Here is a 12,264-nt window from a genome sequence, read left to right on the forward strand (position 1 = left end):
TCCGGAGGCCGGGCGTCGGACGGCCACTGTCCCCGTGTCGGAGACCGAGCCGGCGACAGGCCGGTGACCTGCGGATGAACATGTCACGACTGGGCGTGTCGAGCGGCGAGCGTAGCCGATCCGGCCGTTGCCGGCGAGCGCCTTCTTCCGCACGCCCGCGATCCGCCGTCGCTACGGCGGCAGCGGGCGGCAGCTCGTGCGGCCGGTCAGCGCCACCAGGGCCGGCGCGCCACCGCGACCGCACGGTCGACGGGTTCGGCCAGGTCGTCGCCGACCTGGTGGATGCTGCGGATCCATTCGGTCGCGACCACCAGCGCCATCGCGGATCCGGCCGCCGCCTCGTCGTCACGCCACCGTTGCAGGCAGGTACGCACCGGCCCGTCCAGATCCGGCAGGGCCGGCCAGGATGATCCGGACCTCGTGTCGGCCAACCGGTCGGCCAGCCGCCCCAGCCCGCTCAGCAGCGCCTGCTGCGCCGTTCGGACGGGCTCGACCGCGTCCCGGCACTCGTCGGCCCGGTAGCCGAACTCGGTGACCGCGTTCTCCAGCAGGTTGGCCGCCATGGCCAGGTAGTTGGCCCCGGACAGCAGGGCCACAGCCGTCGAGGAGTCGAGCGGTCCGGCCGACCGCTCGGCCAGGTAGGCGCCGAGCGCCAGCTCGGCCCGGGTCCGGGCGCCCGCCGGCGGGGCCGGAGCGGGCAGCTGTTCGGCGCCGACGGCCAGCACCCGGTCGAAGGCGTGCCGGAGCCGCCCGATCGCGGCCCGTTGGTACGCGGCGACACTCCGGATGAACTGCCGGCGCGTCCCGTGCGGCCACAGCAGCAGGCTGAGCGCGACGCTGACGGCGACCCCGACGGCGACGTCCTCCAGCCGGATCAGGCCCAAGCGCCATCCCACCGGGGCGAGCAGGTTGAAAATGATCATCAGGTCGACCGTGAACGCGGCCTGGCTGAGCAGGAACCGCTGGGAGCCGGAGGTGTACGCGGACAGGAACACCGCGGCCGGCAGCACCGCCCACAGCCACGCCGGGTGCCCGGCGGTCGCGATGACCACGGCCGAACCGACGGCGACACCCACCACGTTGCCGGCGATGGCACGAAGCACCGAGCGGGCGGTTCCCAGGGCGTTGGTCCGCAGCACCTGCAACGTACCCAGCACCACCCAGAACGCGTGTGGCAGGCCCAGCCGAACGGCGAGCCACACCGACACCGCCAGGCCGACCGCGGCCCGCAGGCTGTCCTGCAACGCGATCGAGCCCGGCGCCGCGGAGGACGCCAGCCACCGCAGCCGCCGATGGCGGACCTGCTGGTCGCCCAGGACCTCCCGGCCTCGTCCACTGCTCCGGGCGCCGGTGTCCTGGCCCGCCGCCGCCGTTGCGTTGGCCGCCACCGCTGTCGCCAGGTATGCCAGCACGCGCAGCGTGTGGTCGACGTTCAACGCGGCGAGGATCTGCTCACCGGCTGTTGATGGGCCCAGCGACCGCCGCACCCACCGCTCCAGCGCGCGCCGGTGCGCCCACCGCCGCTCGTCGACCGCACGGACGTCCGGCCCGCCCGCCCGGCCCGCCAGCGTGGCGGCGCTGGCCCGCAGGACGCCCGACATCGCCGCCACCAACTCACCCTCGGTTCCGGTGCCCCGCCGGGCGAGGTGTTCGGGCCGGTACAGCGGATGACCGGCGACGCCCACGATCAACTGCAGATCGCCGATGAGTTCGGCGTACCCGCGCAGTCGATGCCGCGAGCCGATCGACCGGCTCGCCGTGCCGGCGTACCGGCGGCGAGCCGTGTCGACCGCCTCCGCCGCCGCCTGCCGGAGCCGGCTGAGACCCGGATCGTCCGGAGTGCGCGCCATCGCATCGATCAGGTCGGCTGCCGCGCGGCAGGCCGCGCCGGCGGCACGGGTCAGCGCCACCGGCCCGGCGCGGGGCAGCAGCAGGCCGGCGAGGGTCGCGGCGAGGCCGGCGAACAGCCATCCGGCCACCCGCATCGGAAGCTGCCCCGCGGCGGGGGGCAGCGTGACGGCCAGGACGAAGGAGAGCAGCAGGCCCAGCCGGGCCGTGCTGACGTGGCCGCCCACCACCGCGGCGAGGAAGGTGGTGACGAATGCCAGCAGGAACATCACGGCCGGGATGGCGACCGCCGAGCGGGACACCACCGTGCCGAGCACCACCAGGACCGCTCCCGCCGCGGTGGCGAGCAGGTAGGAGCGGGTCCGTTCCCGGCGGGTGCCACCGAAGTCACTCATGATCAGCAGAGCGAAGCCGCCGAAGATGGTGAACGTGGCGAACGACTGGTTGCGCACCACGTACTGTCCGACCGCGAACAGACCCGGCAGCACGATCGCGGCGCGCACCCCGGCTCTCGGCGCGCTCCGCTCGGGATCAGCCAGCGACGTCACCGCCCGGCGGAGGCGCCTGCGCGCGATCCCGCCGGGTGCTGCCGGCCCGCCGGCTCCGCCGCCGGAACTCCGGCTGTCCGGCCGACCGTCGGCGCCGTTCACCCCGTCGGGCTCCCCCATGCGGCATCAGTAGCCAGCAGCGAACCCACTACACCCCGGGCCGCGGCAAAAGATACGTACCCGAACCGACTCGACGGGGTCCGCCGATGCCGGCACCGGCGGTGAAACAGGCACGAAACCGGCCGGGAGCCGGCCGTCGACTTCCACCTAGTCGCGTTTCCCGACCGCTTCAGTCCGCAACATCTGGGCGGGGACGCGCAGGTAACGGATCGCCCGCCGGTGGTGGGTGAACGCGACGTGCAGGTCCCCCGCGCTGTCCACCATCAGCGACGGGTAGCTCAGCTCCCGGTTGATCCCGTCGCGGGAGTTGTTCGACAGGGCGTACCCGTCACCGTCGGCCAGCAGCCAGCGCCGCGGCCAGGTCGAGCCGTCGTCGGCGGAGACGGCGAGGACCAGCGGTGCCCGGGGTGCGCCCCAGAAGGCGGTCCGGTCACCGTCACCGTCCTCGACCGCCCGCACCTGCGGGACGGCATCCTCGACGATTCCCGCTCCGTCGATCTCGTCGTACAGCGAGACCCGGCGGGCCACCGCGTCGCGGCGGCTGCTGTCGTTGAACGCCAGGGCGGTCAGGCCGCCGGGCAGCGCGACCGCCTGGATCGAGGAGTTGTTGTTCGGCAACCCGACGGGGTGCGGCGGCTGCCAGGTGATCCCGTCCGGTGAGCCGCTGCGGTACACGTGGTCGGCCCAGCGGCTGCGGAAGTAGGCGGTCAGGCCCCCGCCGGGGCGCGGCACGATGTTCATGTGGACCCGCCCGGTCGATGCCGGCACCGGCGCCTCCTGCCAGCTGCCACCGCGGTCGTCGGAGAACCAGACGCTGCTCGTGTCGTGTTCCCCGCTCCACGCCCGACCGGCCACCCTCGGGCAGGCGAACGTCGGCAGCAGCCACCGCCCCGACGGCAGGACGACCGGGGGCTGCCGCACGAAGACGCCGCCGTGCGGGGACGACAGCAGGTCCCGCACCGGCCCCCAGGTGCGGCCCGAGTCGACGGACACGCGAGCCCGGACCACCGCGGTGTCCTGGTCCCCGGCGTGCTGCGCGGTGTGCAGCAGCCACAGCTCGCCGGTGGGCGCGGTGAACAGCACCGGATTCTGCTCGGAGCGGGTGGCGTCGTCGCTGAGTCGCACCGGGTCGCGCCACCGGTCGGTGCCGGCCGGCAGGCGGGAGAACCAGACACAGATGTCGGCCACTCCCTCCTGCGTACCGCCGAACCACACACAGCCCAGGTCGCCGTCGGGCAGCACCGCCAGGTTGGCCGCGTGGGACTGCACCGTCCGGGTGGGCAGGTACGCCTCACCGAAGCCGTCCGGTCGGGCCCGCACCAGCCCGTCCGTGGCCGGTGCGGCGGGGCGGCTCATCCCGCACCACCGGCGGCCCTCAGGTGGTCGGCCGCCGCGCGTTCCAGGTGTACGAGGTCCGAGGAGACCGTCGCGAACGTGAAGCCCTCCGCCAGTCGGCGGGCGGCGTCCGCACCGGCCGGGGTGTGGATCCCCGCCGCCACGCCCGCCTCGGCGGCGGCCCGGCTGATCCGCCGCAGCGCCGCCTCGAACACCTCCGCCACCGCCGGGTCGCCCGGGTACGCCCCGCCGACCGCCAGGCACAGGTCCGAGGGGCCGACGTACACGCCGGTGAGACCCGGCACGGCGCAGATCTTCTCGACGTTGTCCAACCCCTCGGGGGTCTCGATCATGGCCAGGCAGGCAACCGACGCGTCGGCCTCCGCCGGCACCGGGCCCACCCGCAGCGCCGAGCGCATCGGCCCGTACGACCGGACGCCGCGCGGCGGGTACGTCGCCGCGGCCACCGCGCGCGCCGCGTCGTCCGCCGAGTTGACCAGCGGCACGATCACCCCGGCGGCGCCGGCGTCGAGGGCCTGGCCGATGTGGAACGGGTCGTTCGCCCCGACCCGCACCATTCCCACCGAGCCGCCACCGGCGTCGATCGCGGTCAGGCCGCGCAGGATCCCGCCGTACTCGACCAGTCCGTGCTGGGCGTCGATGCAGACGTAGTCGTAGCCCAGCCGGGCGATACGCTCGGTGGACACCGGCGAGTCCATGATCACCCAGTAGCCCAGCGCGCGCTCGCGGCGGCGGAGCCGGTCGGTGAAGGCGCGGGCGGTGGGCCGGGCGGCTGGCGGTTGCTCGGTGGTCACGATGGTCCTTCCTGGGTGGGTCAGCGGTTGTAGGCGGGCATCGGGCCGGCGAGGACGCGGCCGACCTCGTCGCAGGCGTCGAGCACGTCGCGCGGCAGCGGCCCGCGGGCCGCTGCCTGGATGTTGTCGCGCAGCTGCTGCGGCTTGGACCCGCCGAGCAGGACCGACGTCACCACCTCCCGGGACAGCAGCCAGCGCAGCGACAGCTCGGGCAGCGGTATCCCGGCGTCGTCGGCGATGTGCGACAGCCCCTCCACCGCCTCGAAGATCGGCCGGTTCCAGTACCGGTCGCGGTACATGCCCGACAGCGCGGAGCTGCCGAATCGGCCCTCGACCGGCGCCGTGTCGAACGAGTGCCGGCCGGTCAGCAGGCCACCGCCGAGCGGGTTGTAGACGACCGTGGCCAGTTCGTGGGTCCGCGCGTACTCGACGTACTCGTCCTCGATGCGGCGGGCTACCAGGTTGTACAGCTGCTGCGCCACGACGGGCCGCGGCGCGCCGGCGGCCGCGCACGCCGCCGAGACGTCGCTGATCTGCCACGCCGCGTAGTTCGACACCCCGATCGCCCCGGCCAGTCCGTCGCGGACCAGGTCGGCGAGCGCCTCGGCGGTCTCCTCCAGCGGCACCGACCGGTCCGGCTGGTGCAGGTAGAACAGGTCGACCCGGTCGGTGCCGAGCCGGCGCAGGCTGGCCTCGAGGGAGGCCCGGACGCCCTTGCGGGACAGCAGCGGGTGGCCGCCGGCGTCCCCCGGGTAGATGCCGGCCTTGGTGGCCACGGTGACCTGGTCCCAGCGGCCCCGCAGGATCTCGCCGAGCATCTGCTCGCTGCGCCCGCCGGCGTAGCCGTTGGCGGTGTCGAAGGAGGTCAGGCCGTGGTCCAGGGCCACGTCGACCATGGCCCGGGCGGTGTCCAGGTCGGCGGTGTCGCCGAAGGTCATGGTGCCCAGCACGAGTTCGGGCAGCGGGCGGCGCAGCCCGGTCAGCGGGGTGTGCCTCATGATGCCACCGCGCTCTCCGCCGCCCTGGCCGCCGCCACCTGCCGGACCATCTCGCGGGGTTTGCGGCCGGTGATCAGCGCCGGCTCCAGGACGCTGCGGCGCAGCCGCCGGGTGTACTCGTCCCGGGGCCGCTGCAGGACCTCCTCCGTCGGGCCCTGTTCGACGACCCGGCCGGTGCGCAGCACCAGCACCTCGTCGCTCACCGCCCGCACCACTCCCAGGTTGTGCGAGATGAACAGGAACGTCAGGCCCTGCTCCCGCCGCAGCGTGCCGAGAATGTCGAGGACCTGCGCCTGCACGGAGACGTCGAGGGCGCTGGTCGCCTCGTCGCAGACCAGCAGGTCGGGCTCGGATGCCAGCGCCCGGGCGATGCCGATGCGCTGGCGCTGGCCGCCGGAGAACTCGTGCGGCCTGCGGTGCAGCGCCGAGCGGGGCAGGCCGACCCGGTCGAGCAGCTCGGCCGCCCGCCGCTCCCGGACGCTGCGCGACCGCTCGCCGCGTACGGCGATCGGCTCCGCCACGATCTGCTGAGCGTCCAGGTGCGGGTCGAGCGAACCGTACGGGTCCTGGAAGACCATCTGGATACGGTGCCGCAGCGGTCGCAGTTGCCGCTCGGTGAGGCCGGCCAGGTCGACGCCGTCGAAGGTGATCGACCCGGCGGCCGGCTTGACCAGCCGGACCAGGGCCCGGGCGATGGTCGACTTGCCCGAGCCGGACTCGCCCACCACGGCCAGCGAGCCACCGCGGGGGATCCGGAAGGAGACGTCGTCGACCGCGCGGTGCAGCCCCGGGCCCAGGCCGTACTCCACCACAAGCCCACGGACGTCGAGCAGGGGCTGGTTCATGACACACCTTCCTTCATCACCTGCGGCTGCCGCACGGCCGGCGTTCCCGGGTCGTCCCACGACCCGAGCTTCGGCAACGCCGCCAGCAGCTTCCTGGTGTACGGGTGCTGGGGCCGGTCGATCACGTCCTCCACGGCGCCGCTCTCCACGAACCGGCCGGACTGCATCACGTGCACCCGGTCGCTCATCAGCCGGGCGACCCCGAGGTCGTGGGTGATGAGCAGCATCGCGGCGCCGGTGCGTTCCTGGATCTCCAGCAGCAGGTCCAGGATGCCGGCCTGCACCGTCACGTCCAGCGCCGAGGTGGGCTCGTCGGCGACGATGAGGTCGGCCTCGGCCGACAGCGCCATGGCGATCAGGACCCGCTGGAGCATCCCGCCGGAGAGCTGGTGTGGGTAGGACTTCAGCCGCCGCTCCGGCTGGCTGAGGTGGACCGCCCGCAGCAGGTCGAGGACCCGCTCCCGGGCCTGCGACTTCGAGACGCCGCGGTGCGACAGCCGGATCGCCTCGGTCATCTGCCGGCCGATGGTGGCGATCGGGTTGAGCGCCGTCATCGGGTCCTGCGGGATCAGCGCCACCGTCCGGCCACGCAGGGCGGCGACGTGCCGCCGGCTGCCGATCACGTCCCGCCCGGCGATCTCCGCGTGGCCGCCGACCACGGCGAGGTCGTCCGGCAGCAGCCGGAGCAGGGCCATCGCCGTGGTCGACTTGCCGGAGCCGGACTCGCCGATGATCGTCACCGTCTCGCCGGGATCGATGCTGAAGCTGACCCCGTCGACCGCGCGCAGCGCGCCGAGCCCCGTCATCAGGTCGACGGTCAGGTCCCGCACAGTGAGCACGGCCATCAGGAGGTCACCGCCTTCGCGCGCCGCACCCGGTCGCGCAGTCCGTCCCCGAGCAGATTGACGCCGAGCACGAGCAGGGCGATCGCGACGCCGGGGATGGTCACCAGCCACCACGCGCCGGTCACGAAGAGTTCACGGCCGTCGGAGATGATGCCGCCCCAGGTCGGGTAGGGGCGCTGCACGCCGGCGCCGAGGAAGCTCAGCGCGCTCTCCAGCAGCACCGCCTGGGCGAGCAGCAGGAGCACCACGACCAGGGTCTGGGACAGGATGTTCGGGATGATGTGCCGGGCGATGATGCGCAGCCGGCCGAGCCCGAGGACCCGGGCGGCGGCCACGTACGGTTTCCCCCGTTCGACCAGCACGAGCGCCCGGGTCAGCCGGGCCGGTTCGGGCCACTGCGCGACGGCGATCACCAGGGTGATGACGAGGATCGACGGGCCGAACAGCGCCACGACGAGCAGCAGCATCAGCAGCAGCGGCAGGGACATCTGCGCCTCGAGCAGGCGCGAGATGACGGTGTCCACCCACCCGCCGAAGTAGCCGGCGGCGGCGCCGGCCACGATGCCGATCAGCCCGGACAGCAGGATCGCCAGCAGCCCGATGAGCAGCGAGGTCTGCCCGCCGTGCAGGATGCGCGAGAGCAGGTCGCGGCCGTTGGGGTCGGTGCCGAGCAGGTGCCCGGGGCTCAGCGGCGGCAGCGAGGTCTCCCGGAGCACGCCGTGCACCGGGTCGGGCAGCGGCAGGACGCGGGCGAGGGCCACCGGGACCACGACGACCCCCGTGCACAGCGCGCCGACCCACATCTTGATCGTGCTGTAACGGGCCTTGCGCGCCGCCGCCGACCGGCGCAGCACCTTGGGCGGCACTACGGGACGGGTGGGAGAGGCGAGTTCGCTCATCGGCGGGCCTCCTGAAGCCGGACGCGGGGATCCATGAGGGGGTAGAGCATGTCCACCAGGAGTTGGACCAGCAGGGCGAGCACCACCGTCACCAGCACCGTCGCCTGGATCAGCGGGAAGTCCCGCCGTTCCAGGGCGTCCACCACCAGCTCGCCGACCCCGGGCCACTTGAAGACGACCTCGACGATCACCACGCCGTTGAGCATGGCGGCGAAGCGGGTGCCCAGCGCCGTGACCACCGGGATGGACGAGTTGGCGAAGGCGTACCGCCAGGTCAGGCGGCGCTCGGAGACGCCGCGGGACCGGGCGATGGTGACGTACGGGGCGTTGAGGTTGGTCACCATCTCGCGCCGGACGAGCCGCGAGATGAGGGCCACCTGCAGGATGACGATGGTCAGGCAGGGCAGCACGATCGAGCTCATCGAGGTGAACCCGGACGGCGGGAACCACTGCAGGTTCACCGCGAAGACGATCAACAGCACGAAGCCGATCCAGAAGTCCGGCATCGACTGCCCGGCGATGGTCGCGATGTTGGCGCCGAGTTCCCCGGCGGTGTTGCCCCGGCGGGCCATCCACACCCCGAGCGGGATGGCCAGCAGGGCGGTCACGGCGATGGCCGCGACGGCGAGCGTGACGGTGTACGGCAGGCGGTCCAGCACCACCTGCAACGCGGACTGGCGGAACTGAAACGACTCGCCGATGTCCCCGCGCAGCAGGTGCTGCAGGTAGGTCAGGTACTGCCCGAGGACGGGCTGGTCGAGCCCGAACTCGTGCCGTACGGCCGCCAGTTGCTCGCTGGACGGGTTGGGTGGCGCGTAGTTCACCGCCGGGTCGCCGGGTGCCATGCGCAGCAGGACGAAGACGACGGTGACGGTGAACCACGCGGTGAGCACCGTCTGGAGGAGGCGCTTGAGGAGGTAGCGGGGCATGGCGCTGCTCAGCCTGACACCCGGACCTTGGACAGGTCGTAGGAGTTGGCGGGGGAAAGCTCGAGGCTGGTGACCCGCTTGCGCTTGGCCAGGACGTTGTCCGGGGTCCAGGCCCACATGGCCGGCCAGAGCGCCCAGATCTTCTCCTGGGCCTGCTTGAGCAGCGCGTCCCGCTTGGCGGCGTCGGGCTCCGAGCCGGCCTGGTCGATCAGGCCGCTGATCTCCGGGAAGACGAAGCCGTGGTAGCTGTCGCGGGTCTTCTCCTTCTCGGCGGTGCCGCCGTACTGGCCCTGCAGGTTGGTGATGGCCAGGCCGGTCTGGTTGCCGTAGCCGTTGCCGAGGACGTCCCAGTCGCCGGCCTCACCGCGGCGCCATGCGTTGATCTCACCACCCTTGGGAATCTCCTTCAGCTTCACCGTCACACCGACGTCGCCGAGCATGCTGACCAGCGCCTCCATCACCCGGGCGGCGCCGGCGAACTCGGACTCCTCCCAGATGAAGGTGAGGTCGAGCTTCGACACACCCTCGGCGGCCAGCATCTGCTTGGCCTTTGCCGGGTCGAAGGTGTATTGGCCGGTGCGGACGAAACCGGCGAGGGTCTTGGGCACCACGCCTTCGGCGGAGCTGACCACCCCGTTCATCAGGCTGGAGATCAGCGAGTCGTGGTCGACGGCGTGGCTGAGCGCCTCCCGGACCTTGGGGTTGGTCAGCGGGTGGCCGGCCGGCTTGCGGAAGTTGTAGAAGAGGTGGATCAGGCGGGTGCCCGGCTCCTGGATGAGCTCGATGTCGTTGTTCTTCTTCAGCGCCGCCGCCGACTCGGGGGTGATGGTGTCGATGACGTCGGCCTGGCCGGAGGTGATCGCGATGACCCGCCCGCCCTCTTCCTCCTGGTAGGAGATGTTCACCTCGTCGAGGAGGGCCTTCTCGCCCCAGTAGTTCTCGTTGCGGACGAGGCGGTAGGTGCCGGTGCCGGAGTCGGCGGAGGCGACCTTGAAGGGGCCGGTGCCGATGCCCTCGCGCAGTTCCTCCGGCTTGTTGGCCTTGGCCGGCGTGATGAGGATGTTCGACATCAGGGAGTCGAGCGTCACCAGCGGCTTGCTGGTGGTGAGCGTGAAGGTGCGGTCGTCGAGCTTCGCGAACACGGGCTGCTCGGGGAACTGAGCGGCGACGAAGCTCGCCTTCACCTGGAAGTAGTACTTGAGCGCGGTCTCGACGTCCTCGACGGTGACCGGCGACTTGTCCGAGTAGTGGATGTCGTCGCGGAGCTTCACGGTCCACGTGGTGGGTGCGGTGAGCTCGAACGACTGGGCCAGCACCAGCTCGGGCTTGAGGTTCTGACCGATCCGGGTCAGGGCCTGCCGGACGGCGCGCTGGACGGTGACCGCGGCGTCGTACTGGTTGAGCTTGTTGTCGAGGCTCACCAGGTTGCGGTTGAGCACGATGCTGAGCTTGCCGCCGCCCCCGGACCCGGTGGCGCCGCCGGCGCCCTGCGGCCCCGCGCAGGCGCTCAGCGCCGAGCCGACGACGGTGCCCGCGCCCACGAGGCCGGCGAACTGCAGGAGCGCCCGGCGGGAGATCCCCCGACCGGGGCCGGCGCCGGTGGCGCCGCTCATCCCGACCTTGTCGGACATGAATTCCTCCTTGTGGTGGTTGGCAACATATGTCCGTTGTGACGGACGCCACTGGTGGTGGGGCCACGATGGCACAGTTGCGCGTTCTGCGCAATGCCGCTAGCGTCTTTCGCGTCGCTGAATGCATCCGAGCCGGCGGCCGGTCCCCCGGCCGAGCCCACGCGCGGGATGCCGCGACTCTGGATCGAAAGAGCAGTTCGCAGGCGCATTCAAGGGGAGGTGAGGGAATGCCGGAGCTGACCGTCGTGGCCGATGACCTGAGTGGAGCCGCCGAAGCCGCCGCCACCTTCTTGTTGCGCACAACGCGCATCTCGGTGCTCCTCGGCCACGAACCTCCACCCTGCGGGCCAGCGGACACCGTCACCCCGCCGCGCGTCGTGGCGGTCGACACCGCCACCCGGGCCCTGCACCCGACCGACGCAGCCGACCGGATCAAGTCACTGCTCACCGGGCAGCCGGGCGGAACCGTCCTGAAGAAGGTGGACTCGCTGCTCCGCGGCAACCTCGCCGCCGAGGTGGCGGCCCTGCACGCCGCCCTCGGTGCCACCCCGGTCGTCGCCACCGCACTTCCCGGCGCCGGGCGGATCGTGGTCGACGGCGTGCTGCACGTCCGCGGCGTCCCGCTGCACGAAACCGGCCTCTGGCACGCCGAAGAACGACCCGCCCCGCGCGACCTCGCCGCTGCGCTCGCGCCCCTGCCGACCCGCACGGTGCCCCTCACCGTCGTACGCGGCGGCCCCCAGAACCTGGCCCGCTCCCTGGCGGCGGCGATCGCGGCCGGGCTCGTACCGGTCTGCGACGCCGCGACCGACGCCGACCTCGACACCGTCTGCGCCGCGGCGCGCCTGGCCACCGAACGGCCGTTGCTGGTCGGCTCCGCCGGGCTCGCCGCCGCGGCAGCCCGCGGCATGGCACCGGATCCCGACCCCGCCGCTGACCCCACCGACGCTCTGCCGGCCGCCGGCGCGGTGCTGGTCGTCGCCGGGACCGCCGCCCCCACCATTCGAACTCAGCTCGCCGCGCTGGCCCGCCGGGCCGACGTCGTGCTGCGCCTCGACCCCGAGGCCCTGCTGAGCGACCCGGCCGCCGCGGCCCACCAGGTGACCGCCCGCCTGGACGGCGCCCGCTGCGCGGCGGTCACCATCGACGGCCGCGCCGAGATCCGTCCCCACCTCGCGACGCGCCTGGCGACCGCCCTCGCCGAGGCCGTGGCACCGTCGACCATGGACGGACGCGCCCTCGTGCTCACCGGCGGCGAGACCGCCCGCGCGGTCCTCGACCGGCTCGGCGTCGCGCGCCTGCGACCCGTCGCCGAGCGGGAAGGCGCCGTGCTCTCGCATACCGACACGGGGCGCGTCGTGGTGACCCGCCCGGGCAGCTTCGGCGGCCCCACCTCCCTCACCGACCTCGTCCGCATCGTGCTGTCCGAGCACGTGACCTGAAGGAGCCGA

At 72.9% G+C, this 12,264-nt stretch carries 10 protein-coding genes; 1 reads left to right on the plus strand and 9 read right to left on the minus strand.

Annotation, left to right across the window (positions count from 1 at the left end; genetic code table 11):
* Positions 1 to 206 precede the first annotated feature (206 nt).
* From ABZ783_RS28935 to ABZ783_RS28975, 9 genes are all read right to left on the minus strand, one after another.
* The gene (locus ABZ783_RS28935; RefSeq protein ID WP_357443602.1) at positions 207 to 2,351 is read right to left on the minus strand and encodes an FUSC family protein; all 2,145 of its coding nucleotides are present in this window, start codon (positions 2,349 to 2,351) and stop codon (positions 207 to 209) included.
* Positions 2,352 to 2,663: 312 nt separating this feature from the next.
* Positions 2,664 to 3,872 carry an exo-alpha-sialidase gene (locus ABZ783_RS28940; RefSeq protein WP_357443604.1) on the minus strand — a complete coding sequence of 403 codons (1,209 nt, stop codon included), beginning with the start codon at positions 3,870 to 3,872 and terminating at the stop codon, positions 2,664 to 2,666.
* The gene (locus tag ABZ783_RS28945; protein ID WP_357443605.1) at positions 3,869 to 4,666 is read right to left on the minus strand and encodes an aldolase/citrate lyase family protein; all 798 of its coding nucleotides are present in this window, start codon (positions 4,664 to 4,666) and stop codon (positions 3,869 to 3,871) included. Before ABZ783_RS28945 ends, ABZ783_RS28940 begins: the two co-directional genes overlap by 4 nt.
* Before the next feature lie 20 nt (positions 4,667 to 4,686).
* Complete coding sequence (locus tag ABZ783_RS28950; protein ID WP_357443606.1) at positions 4,687 to 5,664, minus strand: aldo/keto reductase; 978 nt, start codon at positions 5,662 to 5,664, stop codon at positions 4,687 to 4,689.
* Positions 5,661 to 6,509: an ATP-binding cassette domain-containing protein gene (locus ABZ783_RS28955; RefSeq protein WP_357443607.1), complete on the minus strand. Its 849-nt coding sequence runs from the start codon at positions 6,507 to 6,509 to the stop codon at positions 5,661 to 5,663. The genes ABZ783_RS28950 and ABZ783_RS28955 overlap by 4 nt, the downstream gene beginning before the upstream one ends.
* Complete coding sequence (locus tag ABZ783_RS28960; RefSeq protein ID WP_357443608.1) at positions 6,506 to 7,354, minus strand: ABC transporter ATP-binding protein; 849 nt, start codon at positions 7,352 to 7,354, stop codon at positions 6,506 to 6,508. Before ABZ783_RS28960 ends, ABZ783_RS28955 begins: the two co-directional genes overlap by 4 nt.
* A complete protein-coding gene (locus ABZ783_RS28965) occupies positions 7,354 to 8,253 on the minus strand; it encodes an ABC transporter permease (RefSeq protein WP_357443610.1) in 900 nt (299 codons plus the stop codon). The genes ABZ783_RS28960 and ABZ783_RS28965 overlap by 1 nt, the downstream gene beginning before the upstream one ends.
* Positions 8,250 to 9,182, minus strand: coding sequence for an ABC transporter permease (locus ABZ783_RS28970; RefSeq protein WP_357443612.1), 933 nt, complete (start codon positions 9,180 to 9,182; stop codon positions 8,250 to 8,252). The genes ABZ783_RS28965 and ABZ783_RS28970 overlap by 4 nt, the downstream gene beginning before the upstream one ends.
* Positions 9,183 to 9,190: 8 nt before the next feature.
* Positions 9,191 to 10,813, minus strand: coding sequence for an ABC transporter substrate-binding protein (locus tag ABZ783_RS28975; protein ID WP_357443614.1), 1,623 nt, complete (start codon positions 10,811 to 10,813; stop codon positions 9,191 to 9,193).
* A gap of 227 nt (positions 10,814 to 11,040) precedes the next feature.
* Between ABZ783_RS28975 and ABZ783_RS28980 the strand changes: the two genes are divergently transcribed.
* A complete protein-coding gene (locus tag ABZ783_RS28980; protein ID WP_357443616.1) occupies positions 11,041 to 12,255 on the plus strand; it encodes a four-carbon acid sugar kinase family protein in 1,215 nt (404 codons plus the stop codon).
* Positions 12,256 to 12,264: the final 9 nt, after the last annotated feature.

Origin of the sequence: Micromonospora sp. NPDC047738 (genome assembly GCF_040642675.1) — a bacterium.
GTDB lineage: Bacteria > Actinomycetota > Actinomycetes > Mycobacteriales > Micromonosporaceae > Micromonospora.